Below are 16,867 nucleotides of genomic sequence, written 5' to 3'. Positions count from 1 at the left end.
ACGTTCAATGCCCCGATTTTGTCGGGGCATTGTGTTAATTCTTGGTGTCGTTTGGCGCTTGCCAACGATGAGGCAGAAGCTCAGCAATGTCCTTCGCTTTCTGTGTCGGCAATCGTTCCAACACATCCTTAAGGTAAGCATAAGGGTCATGGCCATTGAGCTTAGCCGATTGAATTAACGACATCACCGCAGCCGCACGTCGACCCGCTTTCTCTGAACCTACAAAGAGCCAATTCTTGCGACCAATCGCGAGTGGACGTATCAAATTCTCTACCGCATTATTATCCATCGGCAGTTGAGCGTCTTCCAAGAGGCGCGTCAAGGCAAGCCAATTGTTCAGGCTGTAACGAATGGCTTTGGCGATCGCCGAGTTCGGCGGCACCAGCTCAAACTGACTACGCAACCACCTTTCTAATTGCTTAAGTGCCGGCTCCATGTGGCGTTGTCGATGGGCTAATCGCTCCGGTGGACTTAAGTTCCTGGCCTCGGCCTCGTAGTGATAAAGTCGTTGGATTTGTTGTAAGGCCTGTTCAGCCACTGAGCTGCCGTTGGCTTGGTAAATATCGTGGAATTTGCGACGCGCATGCGCCCAACATCCCCCCTCAATCACTTGCTCATCGGCAAAGAGGGCTTTATAACCGGCGTAATCATCACACATCAGACTACCGCGCCAATCGCCTAAGAATTCGCGGGCATGAGCGCCTGAGCGACCTGGCTTAAAGTCATAAATCACCGCTTTCATCTGCTCATAAGCACCCGGGGCATAGACCCAGAAATAACCACGTTGCGTTTTGCCCTTTTTATGGTGCATGTAAGTGATGGGGGTCTCATCGGCATGCAATACCGAATGCGAGAGCACCTCTTGGCGTAAAGCATCAACGAGCGGTTGTAACTGTGCGCCACAGGTGCCTACCCAATCCGCCAGCGTAGAACGGGCAATGCGTACACCGCTGCGCTCAAAGATGGCTTCTTGACGGTGCAACGGCAGATGGTCAGCATACTTCATGATCAGTACTGTCGCCAGCAGTCCGGTCGTTGCCAACCCCTTATCAATGATGTGAGGAGGTACCGGCGCTTGATTGAGGGTCTTGCAACAATCACACACGTATTTCGGACGAATGTGATTCTCCACGCTAAAAGTACCGGGCACATAATCCAGTTTCTGACTCACCTCATCCCCAAGATGACGCATCTCAGCACCACAACCACAGGTCGTGCTTTCCAACGTATAATGAATATCCACCGAGGGCAATTCCGCCGGCAAACGCATACGAGACGGTGTGCGAGGTGTGTGCTCTTGACCACTCATGGACGTTAATTGCTGACCGATGTTGTCTAACATCGTTTCTAGCTCAGCCAGATCCTCATGGGCGTCATCTTCAAAAAGTTTCGCTTGTAGGTCAGGGAGCTGTTCGCTACGTTTAGCAAAGTTGATGCGTCTTAAGATCGCCAACTCCATCTTCACTTGTTCGTAAGCGCTCAGAACACGACGATAGGCCAGATCCTTTTCTTCCACCTGTGCTGCTTTTTTTACAATCAATGCGTCTTGTTGAGCAATTAAGGCTTGTTGTTGCAGCACGAGTTCGCGCAACTGCTCAGCAGTTAACTGGGATAAATCAGAGGAAAGAAAAGCAAAAGAATTCGGCATAAGACGTAGTATGCCTTATGCCGATAAAATAAGCGATCCCGAGAATACCTAATTGACAAGATCGCCCCACTTAGCTCACGATCAAACTAACAATAACGATAGATACCGGCTTCACCTAAACGATGCCAAGGCAGCCCCAAGGCTAAGGCCTGCAGTTGTTCTGCTGACAGTGCCGGATTCATCCGTGAGCCTGCACCGTGAAAGCGTCCTTCATGTAGTCGACGAACACATAGCCACGCCCCCATCGCATCGTGCATGAGTAATTTAAGAAGCGTGTGCGTGCGATTCATAACCACATAGGCTTCGTGAGGTGCCACCTGACCAAAGCGCTGAATTGCCTTAGTGCGCAAGGTATCCATCCCCGCTCGTAAATCTGTCGCCTCACTCACCAGGATGATTCTATCTAGTGCCAGTAGGCTAGACGCTTGCTCTTGAATTCCCACTCGTTGGGCGGTCTCGATACGCATTAAAGACGGCATTGATTTCTCCTAACATACACAAAACCTTAGTGTCGCGCAATTTAGCAGGAATGAATACATGTGTTCACCGGACGCTTACGAACAAATAGTATAACTAAGCTCTATAGAGGCACCTGAATATTTTATTTAGGTGCCTTTTTTGTGGTTATACATACGCTTTACTTTATTATGTGAGCTGTTTATATAGCATCATAGTTAAAAATAGTTACTTCTCATTATGGATAATACCGATGATAAAAATAGTGTCTATTTGCTGATGATGTAATGCAGATAACAAAACACAGTTCATACAGACGTATTAGAAAACTTATACAGTTTGCCGATAATGTAGATAACAAAAAAACCTGTACTTATCAACTGACAGTACAGGTTGGGTGGCTAGTAAGACGACAATCTTCTTCTTAATCTATTCGACGACCAGTTTCTTTATTAAACCAGTGTAATGGGAACTTTGGATTGCTACCAATCTTAATCATATCACCCGCTTTGATATTCATGCCATCTGTTTCATGCAAATCAGCACGGAGTACTAATGATTGATTATCTAACTTACAGTGAATTAATTGTTCCGAACCTAAGATTTCTACCATCTCTACAGATACAGGAAATTGTGGTATATGTAGGCTGAGGTGCTCAGGGCGAATACCTAAAATAACATTTTGCCCTTTAACAGATGAATTGATAGCCTGATTATCAATGTTCATCAACATACCAGATTCGCTTTTAATAATACCTTGTTCATCAACCGTCACATTGATCAGGTTCATTGGTGGAGAACCAATAAAACTTGCCACAAAAGTGGAAGCTGGTCGTTCAAAAACCTCAACAGGTGTACCTATTTGCTCTGCATAGCCCTTATTCATGACAACCATTCGGTGTGCTAGAGTCATCGCCTCTACTTGGTCATGAGTAACGTACAGACTGGTGGTCTTTAAGCGTTGATGTAATTTCTGAATTTCAAGACGCATTTGTACACGTAATTTAGCATCAAGATTCGAAAGTGGTTCATCAAACAAGAAGACCTTGGGTTCGCGGACAATAGCACGACCCATGGCGACGCGTTGACGTTGTCCACCTGAAAGCTGGCGTGGACGACGATCAAGTAGATGGCTTAGTTCTAGAATTTTAGCCGCTTCTTGAACCCGTTTATCAATTTCTTCCTTGCTAAGTTTACGAATTTTAAGACCATAGGCCATATTTTCATAAACAGACATATGAGGGTAGAGTGCGTAATTTTGGAAAACCATTGCAATATCACGATCAGCAGGCTCTAAGTCATTGACCACTTTACCATCAATCTCGATTTGTCCATCTGATACAGATTCAAGACCAGCAACCATACGCATTAATGTTGATTTACCACAGCCTGAAGGTCCAACAATAACAATAAACTCACCATCTTTAACTTCTAAATCAACGCCATGGATGACCGCGACATTTCCAGGATAAACTTTCTTTACGTTTTTAAAATTTAATGTTGCCATAATTGCATTCCTTTATTTTTCTGTGTCAACAAGGCCTTTAACAAACCATTTCTGCATTAATAAGACGACTAGCCCAGGTGGCAACATCGCTAAAATTGCTGTGGCCATAACTAAATTCCAGCTAGTTACGCCATCACCACCACTAATCATCGTGCGAATACCCAAAACGATAGGGGTATAATCTTCTGAGGTTTTCATGACGAGTGGCCATAGGTATTGATTCCAGCCGTAGGTGAATTGAATAACAAATAAAGCAGCTATACTGGTACGTGATAGAGGAAAAAGGATATCTTTGAAAAAGCGCATTGGTCCAGCACCATCAATGCGTGCAGCCTCTACTAACTCATCTGGAACTGTCAAGAAGAATTGACGGAATAAGAAAGTAGCTGTTGCAGAAGCAATTAATGGTAATGTTAAGCCCGCATAGGTATTGACAAGACCTAGACTAGCTACGACTTCAAATGTTGGAGAAATCCGTACTTCTACAGGTAACATGAGGGTGATAAAAATCAGCCAAAAGCATACCATTCTGAGAGGAAATCTAAAATAAACAATAGCAAAGGCAGATAGCATGGAGATAGTGATTTTACCGACAGCAATAATCATTGCTGTGACAAAACTTACCCATAACATATTGCTGACAGGGGTGGCATTAGCTCTTCCACCACCAATTAAAGCATTGCTGTAGTTTTCGATAAAATGAGAGCCAGGCAATAGTGACATAGGCGCATTCGCTACTTCTTGAGCTGTTTGTGTTGATGCAACAAATGCAATATAAAGAGGGAAGGCCACTAGTGCTAAACCAATAATTAAGGTAGCGTGTGCAACAAAATCTAACCAGGGACGACGTTCAACCATTAAGTATCTCCTTAGTATTGAACTTTACGATCAACGTAACGGAATTGAATGACAGTCAGCACAATAACCATCAATAATAGAATGACAGATTGAGCGCCTGATGAACCGTAATCAAATGATTTGAAGGCGGTTTTGTATACGTTGTAAACAAGAATATTGGTTGATGATCCTGGACCACCTTGCGTGGTGATATCAATAATCGCAAAGGTGTCGAAAAAGGCATAAACCATATTTATCACCAATAAGAAGAATGTTGTTGGTGATAATAACGGAAAAACAATAGTCCAGAAACGTCTGCTAGGCGAAGCACCGTCAATGGCAGCGGCTTCAATGAGAGAGCGAGGGATAGATTGTAATCCAGCTAAAAAGAATAAGAAATTATAGGAAATTTGCTTCCAGATCGCTGCCATGACAACTAATACCATGGCATCTGTTGCATCTAATTGCGGATTCCAATCAATGCCTAATCGAGTTAGGTAAACAGCCACTGTCCCGACAGCAGGGGAGAACATAAATACCCAAAGTACCCCGACGACAGCAGGAGCAACAGCATAAGGCCAAATAATTAAGGTTTTATAGGTAGTCGCAAATTTGACCACTCTATCAGCCATTACGGCAAGTAACAAAGCAACAGATAAACCAATCACGGCGACTAAAGATGAGAAAATCATCGTTACCCAGAATGATTGATAATAATGAGGATCATTGAAGAGAGCAATGTAATTGCTTAGCCCAACAAATTCGGCATCACCACCGAAAGCTCCTTCAATAAAAAAAGATTTCCAAATAGCTTGACCAGCAGGCCAGAAGAAAAAAATAAGCGTAATCGCCAATTGTGGCGTTAATAGTAAATAGGGAAGTGCCTTGTGTGTAAAGACGACTCGTTTTTCCATAAATTGACGAACCTTATAATGAATACTGCGGGAGACATTCCCGCAGTACCTCGAAAAGAGCAATTAATTATATACGAAGAATTACTTATTGCTGTTCTCAAAACGCTCTAATAATTCATTATCACGTTTAGTCATATCAGCTAAAGCATCTTTTACAGATACTTTACCTGCAAATAAGTTTTCCATTTCGCCTTCTTGGATATCACGAATTTGAGGTAAGAAACCTAAACGAACACCACGAGACGCATCTGTTGTTTCTACGTTTAATTGTTCAAATGGAACGTCAGTGCCTGGGTTTTTCTCATAGAAGCCAGATGCTTTTGTTGCTTCATAAGCAGCTTTCACAACAGGAACATAACCTGTCTCTTGATGCCATTTAGCAGCCACTTCTGTACTAGAAATATAGTGGAAGAAAGCCGTTACACCTTTGTAAGTCTCTGCTGATTTTTTATTGAAAACCCATAGTGATGCACCGCCAATCACACTGTTTTGAGGTTTTTGAACGATATCACTATTGTAAGGTAATTTAGAAATACCAAATTCAAATTTAGCATTTTTCATAAACCCAGCACGTGAACCACTAGAACCAGTGAACATAGCACATTTACCAGATGAGAATAGACCATTAGCGGCATCACCACGACCAGCATATGTGAATGTACCATCTTTAGCCATTTGAGCTAAGTACTCAAAGTTTTTCACAAAAGCATCTTGTGTTAAATCAACACGTGCATCTAAACCACCGAAACCGTTATTTTTAGAAGCAAAAGGAACATTATGTAATGCACCGAAGTTTTCTACTAAAACCCATGAAGGCCAAGATGTTGTGTAACCACATTCTGCACCAGCGGCTTTTAATTTTTTCGCTGCTTCGTTGATTTCTTGGTATGTTTTTGGTGGGTTATTAACGTCTAAACCAGCTTTTGCAAATAAGTCCTTGTTATAGTAGAACACTGGAGTAGAGCTGTTAAAAGGCATAGAAGCTAGTTTACCATTAGCTTCTGAGTAGTAACCAGCGATACCAGGTACAAATTTAGCTGGATCGATAGGGTTGCCAGCTTCTTCACTCATTTCTTGAACAGGTTTGATTGCACCTTTTGAGAACATCATTGTTGCTGTACCTACTTCAAATACCTGAATAATGTCTGGTGATTGACCAGCACGATAGGCAGCAATACCAGCATTCATTGATTCGCCATAATTACCTTTGTAGGTGGCTACAACTTTATAGTCAGATTGGCTTTTGTTAAAGCCTTCAACGATTTCGTTTACGCGTTCACCTAAGGCTCCTTCCATAGAATGCCAGAAAGAGATTTCTGTAGCAGCAGAAGCTGTACCAGTTACGGCTAATAGGGTTGCTAATGATAGTGCTTTGGGAAAAAATTTCATGAGTTGTCTCTCCATAATTGAGTGCAAACTTACTAAATAAAGATGCCACATCTTGTAGCTGAGCACCATAATATTACTTGTATGTGACAAATGTGTGAAGTCTTTATTATAAAATTTAAAAAATTTTACATGATTATACGGATTTTATTGTGATACATAATAGGACATACTATAGTAACTGCAAAAAAGTATTTTATTTATCTTATCTATAGAGAGGTTAGGCTATATGAGCGAAAAAGTAACCATTGGTTTTATTGGTGGTGGAAATATGGCAAGAGCATTAGGTAGTGGTATTCTTGCTACAAATGTACAGAATGTAGATTTATATGTAGTAGATCATAGTGAGCGCTCTAAGCAACCTTGGCAAGCCTTGGGGGTTCAAGTACATGCTACACCAACAGCTCAATTATCTAATTGCCAAGTATGGATTTATGCTGTTAAACCTCAAACCATGAAGGAGGCTATTGATCAGACCAAATCCTATCTTAAACCAGATACATTGGTTATTAGTGTGGCAGCTGGCTTAACGACAACAACTCTATGTGAATGGTTAAATCATACTAATTTAATCCGTACGATGCCCAATACTCCTTCAATGATAGGGCAGGGTGTTACTGGTTTATATGCGTGCTCAGGAGTGAGTCAAGAATCTATTGGTTTAGCTACGCAGCTATTAGAGGCTGTTGGACAAGTGGTTCGTGTCAATGATGAAAACTTATTAAATGCAGTGACTGCCTTATCTGGCAGTGGTCCTGCTTATGTATTTCTATTCATAGAATCATTGATCGCAGGAGCAATGAAATTGGGTCTAACTGAAGAAGCGGCTAAAGCATCGGCTATTCAAACCATCCTTGGGTCAGCGCTATTGGCAAAGCAATCACCTGATTCACCAGAGGTATTGAGAAAAAATGTTACTTCTAAGGGAGGGACAACGGCGGCAGCTTTAGCACAATTTGAACAAAAAGGATTTGCTCAAATGGTTGAAGAAGCAATGCTAGCTGCATCAAGACGAGCAGAGGAGTTGTCTCAAGAACTCTCACAACATGGCTGAGGTAGAAGGATATTGTTTAGTGATAAGTTATTTGGCATTAAGTTATTAGTGTGCATTTTTATGGTGCATTTTAAGGGAATTTAATGCATTAATTTTTTAATCGTAACGTAAAATCCTAGCGTTAAACCTAGTATAAATTTTTATTATTAGTTATTAAAATAAGCGATTTACGATTTATTTATTAGTAATTTTGTATTAACTGGAGTAGGAATGGACAACTTTTTACCTCAATTTCTCCAGCAATTATTTAATGGTCTCTCTTTAGGGGCTATTTATGCGATGATTGCAATTGGATATACGATGGTATATGGCATCATTGGTATGATTAACTTTGCCCATGGCGAAATTTATATGATTGGTGCTTATGTTGGGTTAATTACTCTCACCGCTTTAGGTGTGGGGGGAGATATACCTGTGCCTTTATTGATTATGAGCATGATTGTGATTGCAGCGTTCGTGACGGGTTGTTATGGTTATACTGTTGAAAAAGTAGCCTATCGCCCTTTGCGTAATAGCCCACGGCTAGTATCACTCATTTCAGCAATTGGTATGTCTATTTTCTTACAGAACTGGGTGGCTTTAGGGCAAGGTGCAAAAGATGTGGCAGTACCAAATATTCTGCCTGGCGCATATCATATCGAGTGGGGGGATTTTAGTCTAACACTTTCATATGCAAAACTATTGATTATTGTGGTGGTATTTGCATTGATGGTAGCACTGACGCTTTATATCAAAAATTCTAAAATGGGTCGTGCTTCGCGTGCGTGTTCTCAAGATATGCAAATGGCTAATTTGTTAGGCATTGATACTAATAAAGTTATCTCATTCACATTTGTACTGGGTGCTGTATTAGCCGCTGTTGGTGGAGTGCTAATTGCCATTGCCATTGGTAAATTAAATCCATTTATCGGATTTATTGCTGGTATTAAAGCATTTACGGCGGCAGTATTAGGTGGTATTGGTAGCATCCCTGGCGCTATTTTAGGTGGTGTTTTATTAGGTATCGCAGAAACTTTCGCGGCAGCGTATATTTCTTCTGAATATAAAGATATTGTAGCCTTTGGCTTACTTGTTCTTATTCTTTTATTTAGACCTAGTGGTTTACTAGGCAAGCCAGAGGTAGAAAAAGTATGATTAAAAATTTAAAAAACGCTTTTTTTAGTACGGCCTTGACAGCTATTTTAGCTGTACCGATTTTTGGATTAACACTGAAACGTCAAGGTATTGGAACTGTTATTGAACCTCACTATAGTGTTGTTGCTTGGGGATGTTTATTAGTATTTTTATTCCAGCTGTTGGTACAACCTTTATTACAAAAGAGCGCCACTTTTAATAAAATGACTTTGCCACAATGGCCAACATTTAGTCCGAAAAAAATTAATCTAATTTTATTGGTTGTTGTGTCCATTGCCGTTATTTGGCCTTTTTTTAGTAACCGTGTTTCAGTCGATATTGCGACACTCGTGCTTATTTATATCATGCTAGGGTTAGGGCTAAATATTGTAGTGGGCTTTGCGGGCTTATTGGATTTAGGCTTTGTAGGGTTCTATGCGGTAGGCGCTTATACCTATGCCTTGTTATTTCATTGGGCTGGCTGGACATTCTGGGAGGCATTACCTTTATCAGGAGTAATGGCTGCATTATTTGGATTCTTATTGGGGTTCCCTGTGCTACGTTTGCGTGGTGACTATTTGGCCATTGTGACATTGGGGTTTGGTGAAATCATTCGTTTATTATTAGTCAATTTAAATGAATGGACAGGTGGTCCTGACGGAATTAATGGTATTCCTAAACCTTCAGTTTTGGGCTATACCATGGCACGTCGTGCACCAGAAGGTGAGCAAACTTTCCACCAATTGATGGGGTGGAAGTTTGATAATATGGATGTAGTCATTTATTTATATCTAATGGCATTGGCATTGGCCGTTCTTACCTTACTGTTATCTAATCGCTTAGTGAGAATGCCTATTGGTCGTGCATGGGAGGCACTTCGTGAAGATGAAATTGCTTGCCGATCATTAGGACTCAATCCGACTAAAGTTAAATTATCGGCATTTACTTTAGGGGCTATGTGTGCTGGTTTTGGTGGTGCCTTCTTTGCAGCTCGCCAAGGCCTAGTCAATCCAGAATCATTTACATTCATTGAGTCAGCATTAATTTTGGCGATTGTCGTATTAGGTGGTATGGGATCTCAAGTTGGGGTAATTTTTGCTGCAATCTTATTGACTGTTCTCCCTGAAATGGCTCGTCAGTTTGCAGAGTATCGTATGTTAATTTTTGGTTTAGTGATGGTATTAATGATGATGTGGCGTCCACAAGGATTGTTACCTATTAAACGTCCTCACGTGGAGATTTCAGCATGAGTGAAACGATATTATCTGTGCAAAATTTAGTAATGCGTTTCGGAGGATTAGTTGCCGTTGATCAGGTAACCTTCGATGTGCATAAACATGAGATTTTCTCAATTATTGGGCCTAACGGTGCAGGTAAAACGACAGTCTTTAACTGCGTTAGTGGTTTTTATAGTCCTTCTGAGGGGCAGATTTCTTTATTTGGTGAAAATATTACCGGTAAACCGAGTCATGTTGTTGCTAATCACGGTTTGGTGAGAACCTTTCAAAACGTACGACTATTTAAGAATTTGACGGTATTAGAAAATCTCTTAGTTGCTCAACATAACCATTTATCCGCAGGGTTTTTAGCAGGTTTATTTAAGTTACCTTCTTATAAACGTAGTGAAAAAGAAGCGTTAGACAATGCTGTTCGATGGCTTGAGTTTATGGGTTTAAAAGAGTTCGCTAATCGTGAAGCGGGTAATCTTGCCTATGGTCACCAACGTCGCTTGGAAATTGCCCGTTGTATGATTACAAAACCCAAGCTTTTATTGCTTGATGAACCAGCCGCAGGGTTAAATCCTCAAGAGAAGAAAGACTTAGCTAAGATGATTGATCAACTTAGACGAGAATTTGATATATCAGTACTATTAATTGAACATGATATGAGTCTGATTATGGATATTTCGGATCGTATTATGGTGATGGAAATGGGGCGTCCTTTGGTAACTGGTTTACCACAAGAAGTTCAAAATGATCCTCAAGTAATTAAAGCATATTTGGGAGAATAGCCGTGCTAAAGTTAGAAAATGTCAGTGCACATTATGGTGCTATTCAAGCTTTGCATAATGTGAGTATTGAGGTTAATGAAGGTGAGATAGTTACCTTGATTGGTGCTAATGGTGCTGGTAAAACCACTTTATTGAAAACGGTTTGTGGTAATCCAAGAGCATCAGAAGGAAAAATTTTCCTATTTGGTGAAGATGTCACACAACACGAGACACATGTCATTATGCGTAAAGATATCGCAATTTCACCAGAAGGGCGTCGAGTTTTTCCTGCCTTAACCGTAGTAGAAAACTTGAAAATGGGTGGTTTCTTTCTAGATAAACAAGAAATCGAAGAAGGTATCGCACATGTTTTTGCTTTGTTTCCTCGCTTAGAGGAAAGGGCTAATCAACGTGCTGGCACGATGTCTGGTGGTGAGCAACAGATGTTAGCTATTGGTCGTGCATTAATGAGCCGTCCAAAATTATTATTATTAGATGAGCCAACATTAGGACTTGCCCCATTAATTATTGCGCAAATTTTTGAAATTATTCAAACTATTCGTCAGCAGGGTATTACTGTGTTCTTGGTTGAGCAAAATGCTAATAAAGCCTTGCAGGTTGCTGATCGTGGCTATGTGCTAGAAACAGGGCGTGTTGTATTAGAAGATACGGGTGCCAATTTATTAGTGAATGACGATGTTCGTAAAGCTTATCTAGGACATTAATAATCTGGTTATCCATAAACTTATCCCCCATATTGATTCCTAAAGATAGTGTTCATTATGGGGGAAATTTTATATAAAAAATAATTTATTTTTATAGAATAGTTAGGTCATTAAGACTTATTTTCTTCTCTAGCATCACTTTCATCAAGTTCATCATCACCAGTTGCCTTAGTGGTGTTGTCGTCAGTGAGTTCAAGAGGCGTATCAGACTGTATAACTTCGGAAGAAGTGTTGCCAATTTTTTCTTTAGTAATTTTATAAGCAGGACGATTGTTAATAGCTTCTAAAAAATAATAAATATTAGGGAAGCTAGTTTCGTTAATCATTCCTTTTGCTTTAGCTTGTTCAAGAACATAGCTCAATTGAATATCAGCAGCGGTGAAATAGCTACCACAGGTCCAACCATGTTCATTTAAGTTACGCTCAATGTGTTGCAGGCTTTGTTCAATATCAGCAGCACTTGGATTGCTTAGTGCGGTTGTCACTGCTTTTTTAAGAATTGAGCGTGCAAAAAATGGTACACGTGAATTAGCTAGTTTTTCGGATTGAGTATATAAATTAAATAAAGGTATCAAGTCTGCTTCAATATGATTAATCCATTGTTGATAAAGTGTGTATTGAGCAGATGCCATTGGTGGGCGCAATCCCATTCTATCGTAACGACTTAATAAGTAATCAGCAATTGCGTAAGCCCCCACAATCGTTTCAGAACCATCGGTTAAAGCCACTTGTGAGCGGGAAAAAAGGTTCGCATTTGGATTATCCTGTGAAACATGTCCAATTTGATAGGTAAGTTGTAATTCTTCAAGTAACCATACTGTGCGATAAGCTCCAGGCGCTTCTAAACGGTGGATTGTAATCATATGTTCCCTTCAATGTTAATTTGAGAATACCAAACTTTATTTTACGTGAAACTACTTAAAACTTATATAAAACATAGCATTATCACTCAAACTGATGTTAAAAAATGCTAACTTACGATAGTGATGTATTTTTATTACCACAATGAATTTATTTTAGGAATGACAGTGTAATAAAAGTGGTGAGATAGTCTTTGAGTGTTAAAAAATAACTATTATTTTTAATAAATTAATAGGGGATTTTTTAAGTGTTAATAAGTAAATTTTTAGATAAAAATAATAATTTCCAAGGGAAATAAGGATATTCCTTATTGTTATGAAAAAGAATAAAGGCTATCATATTCCTTATATGATAGAAAAGTCTAATAGGGTTATTTGTATTACTTATGGTTATAAGTAACGAATAGTAGATTAGTATTAATTTAGTAGAGGAGAGGTGATGAAAAAATTATTTTTTTTAACTACAATAGTTTCCTTGTTATCCCCATTGCCGAGTATTGCTCAAGATGCTCAATCGATAGAAAGGGGCAAACAAGTTGCTGCCGTTTGCGCAGCCTGTCATATGCCTGATGGAAGAGGTCAGGTTGTTGCTAACGTGGAAGCAAGACCACGTATTACAGGCTTAAATCCTACTTACTTTGTAAAACAACTTCACGCCTTTAAAGATGGTACCCGTGACAATGTCACTATGAAACCAATAGTATCTATGCTTAATGATGAACAAATAAAAGACGTAGCAAATTATTTTGCGAGTTTACCCGTTGTACATGATACATTTACCCCTCAAGAAAGTGATAAAGAGTTACTTGAGTTAGGTCAACAATTGATGACAAAAGGTGATTGGGATCGTTATATTCCTGCCTGTGCACAGTGTCATGGTGAAAATGCGTATGGTAGTGGCGTTAATTTCCCTAATTTGAATGGTCAAGCACCTGAATATATTAAGCAACAATTAGAAGCATGGCAAAAAGGTACACGTAACAATGATTTACTTGGTCTAATGAAGCCTATTGCCAATCGATTATCTGAAAAAGATATTCAAGCTGTATCGCTTTGGTTTGCATCTCAACCTGCAACAGTCGCTAAATAATTAAGTCAGGGGAAAGCATATGTTAAGAAAATTTTCGGTATTAAGTTTTATTCTAGCAGGTGTTTTTGCTTCGCAAGCTCATGCTGTTCAAATTAGTAAAATGGGTAAAGATCTTACGCCAGAAGAGCGAGCAACGTTAAAAGCAATGTTGCCTAATGCGCCTGAGCCTAAAGATGATGAGTTTGTGCATATTCCACCGTCAATGGCTGACTTAGAAGCTTCTAATATTCATCCTAAATTAAAAGAGGCAATCAAAAGAGGGTATGATTTGTTTACAAATACTCAACAGCTTAAAGGTAAGAATGTTTTTAACAATATGAACTGTGTCAGTTGTCATATGGGTGAAGGCCGACGTCCGTTTGCTGGACCTGTTTGGGCTGCAGTTGTGACCTTACCTGATTTTCGTGGCAAAAATGGTCATGTGAATAATCTTGAAGAGCGAATTGTTGGCTGTTTTAGTTTCTCAATGAATGGAAAACCACCTGAGTATGGCAGTGATGATATGGTGGCATTAACAGCGTATCATCAATGGTTGGCTAAAGGTGTGCCGGTGTATCCAGACGTGAAGTTATATGGTCGAGGCTATCCAAAACTTAAAGATCCTGCTGAGAAACCTGATTTTGCGCGAGGTAAGGCATTATATGAACAGAATTGTGCTGCGTGTCACGGTGAAAATGGGGCTGGTTTGGTGCAGAATGGTAAAGTACAATTCCCAGCCTTGTGGGGTGATGACTCATTTAACTGGGGAGCTGGTGCAGCACGTGTATTTACGCTAGCTGCCTTTATTAAATACAATATGCCACTGGGTAAGGCGCCGAGTTTGACGGATCAAGAAGCTTGGGATCTTGCACAGTACGTTAATAGCCAAGAAAGACCACAAGACCCTCGTTATACTGGGGATGTTAAAGAAACTCGTGCTAAATATGAAAAAACGTTCCATAAGGATACGCTTTATGGTTTGGAAGTAAATGGTAAATTATTGGGTGATCATAAGAATGTGGGTCATAAAGACTTCTTAAAGCCTGATGCATTACGATCAAGAGATTTTTCTGGTCAAGCAAAATAATTGCCATGTTTGAACTGTAGATAGTCTTTCTACTATTTAAAGCTAGAGCCTGTAATCAGCCTTGATTACAGGCTCAGATTGTTTATAGAGCGTGGTTGGATTTTGACGAGCCGCTTTTCTTATTCATAAAAATCAGCACGCCGAAAGGACAGCTCTTCATCTACAGTCATAACTCGTAATTATTATTAGTTATAGACTCTATTTTTTCTGGTGTAATTAGTTAAACTTTTGTATGATAGTTCATCTTAGTTATGAGAGAGAAGTATGCAAACTTGGGTAGAAGCGATTGGTGCAGAAAAGCAGAAAGAATACTTTATTCAGTTACTTGATAAAGTTCATCATGCAAGGCAATTAGGGACGATCTATCCTGCCGCTAAAGATGTATTTAATGCTTTTCGTTATACTAATTTTGCAGAGGTGAAAGTCGTCATTTTGGGACAAGATCCTTATCATGGACCTAATCAAGCGCATGGATTGGCTTTCTCCGTTCAAGAGGGGGTAGATATTCCGCCTTCATTAAAAAACATCTATAAAGAGCTATCACGCGATATTTCTGGTTTCAAAATTCCATTACATGGTTATTTAAAAAAATGGGCGGATCAAGGAGTGCTACTATTAAATACTGTTCTTACTGTACAAGCAGGATTGGCACATTCTCATGCCAGTTGGGGATGGGAGAGATTTACTGATAAGGTAATTCAGGTACTAAATGAGGAACGAGAGGGCGTGGTATTTTTATTATGGGGTAGCCATGCACAAAAAAAAGGGGCACTAATAGATAGACAAAAACATTTAGTATTGACAAGTGCTCATCCTTCACCACTATCTGCTCATCGTGGTTTCTTAGGGAATCACCATTTTTCTCAAACAAATGCCTATCTTGTTAATAGAGGAGAGACCCCAATCAATTGGCAAGTGTAGCTAGGTTGAGGTCGCTGTAAATCTTACGAGCAATGAATAGCTTATTAGCATAATGGTATGAATATTAGCTATTTTTAGGGTGAATTTTAGGGTTTTTACTAGTTTTTTTGGGTAATGGAATTTTTATAATTGCTTAGATTAGCATTACTAAAGATAGCTATTAAACGACAATAAATCTATTAAAGACATATAAAAAATAAAAATTATCCTAATTTTGTTAGATAAAGTAATTTTGTTCAAAGGGAGAGCGTTATGCAAAAAAATATTTTGCATACCTTGTAAGCTTGTTTTTTTGTCCTCAACAATTTATTCATTTAATAAAACCTTTTTTCGTCTTTATCCTGCTTTTTTCATTTACTCCTGCCAATGCCTCTATCCAACATGATGTAGTGGGACTTTATCGTTTTCCTGATAGTAGTAGTGACGGGATGGGAGGCAGTACGTTAGCCATTTTAGAAAATCAACAATTTGTTCAGATAGCTTTTGCTACCTTGGTGGTTGGCAAATGGGAAATGGAGCAAACGAATGGATATAAGCTTATTTTAAAGCCAATGAATCCTACATCAAGGTTTCAGGTATATGCTAGAAAAAATCCTGACATTGTTCATGATGTTCGATTTCTTTTTTCTAGAGGTCCTTATGATGAAGTATATTTTGGTTTTCAAGCCGATAAATTACAGAGGGTCGTTAAAGAAACAGAGGAAACTCCTCCCCCTTATAAGTTTCAGCATGCGTTGACATCTAAAGAGTTTTTCTTATTAGCTAAGGGCGAACCAAATGATGAGATAGTCGCTTTTAACCTTGGATTATACAATGATATCTATATTGACTATGTTGGCTCTAGTCAATTTGTTCCTACGACTGAATATCTATTAGTACAAAATGGACTATCTTCACCAGAAAATCCGCAGCAAATCATTTATAAAGAAGCCTTACCACAGGAAGGAGAGGATGCTGAGTTTCTTAAAGAGGCAGAAATGTATTATCAGCAAGCTTTTAACGCTGACTATAAATTGTTAAATACGGATGATATGGAGGTAGAAGATATACAGAGGAGGATTGACTTAGGCGATTATCATATTAATCAACGTAATAATCACTATGAGGCAAACAATAAGATTGATGAGCCAAATGCGTATTTGAAAATTGATGTGCTCAAGAAATATGATAAATTACCCCCAGAAAAATCGTTGATTAAAACCTATAGAGTTGAAAAAGGAAGTGTGTTATAGCCTATTTGTAAAGGAGTCTATCATGAAACGTAAAAGTTTATGGCAACGAGGAGTGATATAAAACCATC

At 39.4% G+C, this 16,867-nt stretch carries 16 protein-coding genes; 9 read left to right on the top strand and 7 right to left on the bottom strand.

Annotated features, from left to right (window positions below; translation table 11 throughout):
* Positions 1–34: 34 nt before the first annotated feature.
* The 6 genes from BQ4443_RS02870 to ugpB form a co-directional block, all read right to left on the bottom strand.
* On the bottom strand, positions 35–1,648 hold the full coding sequence (locus BQ4443_RS02870) for an IS66 family transposase (protein WP_143000532.1): 1,614 nt from the start codon (positions 1,646–1,648) through the stop codon (positions 35–37).
* Positions 1,649–1,734: 86 nt separating this feature from the next.
* On the bottom strand, positions 1,735–2,127 hold the full coding sequence (tnpB, locus tag BQ4443_RS02865) for an IS66 family insertion sequence element accessory protein TnpB (RefSeq protein ID WP_083331833.1): 393 nt from the start codon (positions 2,125–2,127) through the stop codon (positions 1,735–1,737).
* A gap of 401 nt (positions 2,128–2,528) precedes the next feature.
* Positions 2,529–3,611: a sn-glycerol-3-phosphate import ATP-binding protein UgpC gene (locus BQ4443_RS02860; protein ID WP_071057985.1), complete on the bottom strand. Its 1,083-nt coding sequence runs from the start codon at positions 3,609–3,611 to the stop codon at positions 2,529–2,531.
* 12 nt (positions 3,612–3,623) lie between these two features.
* Positions 3,624–4,469 (bottom strand): sn-glycerol-3-phosphate ABC transporter permease UgpE, encoded by an 846-nt coding sequence (gene ugpE, locus BQ4443_RS02855; protein ID WP_023952875.1) that lies wholly within the window; start codon positions 4,467–4,469, stop codon positions 3,624–3,626.
* Between the two features lie 11 nt (positions 4,470–4,480).
* Positions 4,481–5,362, bottom strand: coding sequence for a sn-glycerol-3-phosphate ABC transporter permease UgpA (gene ugpA / locus BQ4443_RS02850; RefSeq protein ID WP_071057984.1), 882 nt, complete (start codon positions 5,360–5,362; stop codon positions 4,481–4,483).
* Positions 5,363–5,443: 81 nt separating this feature from the next.
* Entirely contained in the window at positions 5,444–6,751 is a 1,308-nt protein-coding gene (gene ugpB / locus BQ4443_RS02845; protein WP_023952877.1) for a sn-glycerol-3-phosphate ABC transporter substrate-binding protein UgpB, read from the bottom strand.
* A gap of 226 nt (positions 6,752–6,977) precedes the next feature.
* Between ugpB and proC the strand changes: the two genes are divergently transcribed.
* The 5 genes from proC (at position 6,978) to BQ4443_RS02820 (ending at position 11,630) form a co-directional block, all read left to right on the top strand.
* Positions 6,978–7,802: a pyrroline-5-carboxylate reductase gene (gene proC, locus BQ4443_RS02840; RefSeq protein ID WP_023952879.1), complete on the top strand. Its 825-nt coding sequence runs from the start codon at positions 6,978–6,980 to the stop codon at positions 7,800–7,802.
* Positions 7,803–8,012: 210 nt separating this feature from the next.
* Positions 8,013–8,936 carry a high-affinity branched-chain amino acid ABC transporter permease LivH gene (gene livH / locus BQ4443_RS02835; protein WP_023952881.1) on the top strand — a complete coding sequence of 308 codons (924 nt, stop codon included), beginning with the start codon at positions 8,013–8,015 and terminating at the stop codon, positions 8,934–8,936.
* Positions 8,933–10,165, top strand: a complete 1,233-nt coding sequence (locus BQ4443_RS02830) for a high-affinity branched-chain amino acid ABC transporter permease LivM (protein ID WP_023952883.1) — start codon at positions 8,933–8,935, stop codon at positions 10,163–10,165. Before livH ends, BQ4443_RS02830 begins: the two co-directional genes overlap by 4 nt.
* Positions 10,162–10,926, top strand: a complete 765-nt coding sequence (gene livG / locus BQ4443_RS02825) for a high-affinity branched-chain amino acid ABC transporter ATP-binding protein LivG (protein WP_071057983.1) — start codon at positions 10,162–10,164, stop codon at positions 10,924–10,926. Before BQ4443_RS02830 ends, livG begins: the two co-directional genes overlap by 4 nt.
* A gap of 2 nt (positions 10,927–10,928) precedes the next feature.
* A complete protein-coding gene (locus tag BQ4443_RS02820) occupies positions 10,929–11,630 on the top strand; it encodes an ABC transporter ATP-binding protein (RefSeq protein WP_023952885.1) in 702 nt (233 codons plus the stop codon).
* Positions 11,631–11,740: 110 nt separating this feature from the next.
* Here BQ4443_RS02820 and BQ4443_RS02815 read toward each other — a convergent pair whose 3' ends face one another.
* The gene (locus BQ4443_RS02815; RefSeq protein WP_071057982.1) at positions 11,741–12,493 is read right to left on the bottom strand and encodes a glutathione S-transferase family protein; all 753 of its coding nucleotides are present in this window, start codon (positions 12,491–12,493) and stop codon (positions 11,741–11,743) included.
* 436 nt (positions 12,494–12,929) lie between these two features.
* Here BQ4443_RS02815 and BQ4443_RS02810 point away from each other — a divergent pair, with 436 nt between their 5' ends.
* From BQ4443_RS02810 to BQ4443_RS02795, 4 genes are all read left to right on the top strand, one after another.
* Positions 12,930–13,580, top strand: coding sequence for a c-type cytochrome (locus tag BQ4443_RS02810; protein WP_071057981.1), 651 nt, complete (start codon positions 12,930–12,932; stop codon positions 13,578–13,580).
* 19 nt (positions 13,581–13,599) lie between these two features.
* Entirely contained in the window at positions 13,600–14,646 is a 1,047-nt protein-coding gene (locus BQ4443_RS02805; RefSeq protein WP_071057980.1) for a c-type cytochrome, read from the top strand.
* A gap of 264 nt (positions 14,647–14,910) precedes the next feature.
* Entirely contained in the window at positions 14,911–15,567 is a 657-nt protein-coding gene (gene ung, locus BQ4443_RS02800; RefSeq protein WP_071057979.1) for a uracil-DNA glycosylase, read from the top strand.
* 284 nt (positions 15,568–15,851) lie between these two features.
* Positions 15,852–16,799 carry a hypothetical protein gene (locus BQ4443_RS02795; RefSeq protein ID WP_143000531.1) on the top strand — a complete coding sequence of 316 codons (948 nt, stop codon included), beginning with the start codon at positions 15,852–15,854 and terminating at the stop codon, positions 16,797–16,799.
* Positions 16,800–16,867: the final 68 nt, after the last annotated feature.

It is taken from the genome of Pelistega sp. MC2 (assembly GCF_900099475.1).
Classification (GTDB): Bacteria; Pseudomonadota; Gammaproteobacteria; order Burkholderiales; family Burkholderiaceae_B; genus Taylorella; species Taylorella indica.
This window is presented reverse-complemented; position numbering and strand designations above follow the sequence as displayed.

Bases quoted from the DNA above. Each gene is read 5' to 3' on its own strand.
- BQ4443_RS02870 (WP_143000532.1), bottom strand. From the start codon at position 1,648: ATGCCGAATTCTTTTGCTTTTCTTTCCTCTGATTTATCCCAGTTAACT.
- tnpB (WP_083331833.1), bottom strand. From the start codon at position 2,127: ATGCCGTCTTTAATGCGTATCGAGACCGCCCAACGAGTGGGAATTCAA.
- BQ4443_RS02860 (WP_071057985.1), bottom strand. From the start codon at position 3,611: ATGGCAACATTAAATTTTAAAAACGTAAAGAAAGTTTATCCTGGAAAT.
- ugpE (WP_023952875.1), bottom strand. From the start codon at position 4,469: ATGGTTGAACGTCGTCCCTGGTTAGATTTTGTTGCACACGCTACCTTA.
- ugpA (WP_071057984.1), bottom strand. From the start codon at position 5,362: ATGGAAAAACGAGTCGTCTTTACACACAAGGCACTTCCCTATTTACTA.
- ugpB (WP_023952877.1), bottom strand. From the start codon at position 6,751: ATGAAATTTTTTCCCAAAGCACTATCATTAGCAACCCTATTAGCCGTA.
- proC (WP_023952879.1), top strand. From the start codon at position 6,978: ATGAGCGAAAAAGTAACCATTGGTTTTATTGGTGGTGGAAATATGGCA.
- livH (WP_023952881.1), top strand. From the start codon at position 8,013: ATGGACAACTTTTTACCTCAATTTCTCCAGCAATTATTTAATGGTCTC.
- BQ4443_RS02830 (WP_023952883.1), top strand. From the start codon at position 8,933: ATGATTAAAAATTTAAAAAACGCTTTTTTTAGTACGGCCTTGACAGCT.
- livG (WP_071057983.1), top strand. From the start codon at position 10,162: ATGAGTGAAACGATATTATCTGTGCAAAATTTAGTAATGCGTTTCGGA.
- BQ4443_RS02815 (WP_071057982.1), bottom strand. From the start codon at position 12,493: ATGATTACAATCCACCGTTTAGAAGCGCCTGGAGCTTATCGCACAGTA.
- BQ4443_RS02810 (WP_071057981.1), top strand. From the start codon at position 12,930: ATGAAAAAATTATTTTTTTTAACTACAATAGTTTCCTTGTTATCCCCA.
- BQ4443_RS02805 (WP_071057980.1), top strand. From the start codon at position 13,600: ATGTTAAGAAAATTTTCGGTATTAAGTTTTATTCTAGCAGGTGTTTTT.
- ung (WP_071057979.1), top strand. From the start codon at position 14,911: ATGCAAACTTGGGTAGAAGCGATTGGTGCAGAAAAGCAGAAAGAATAC.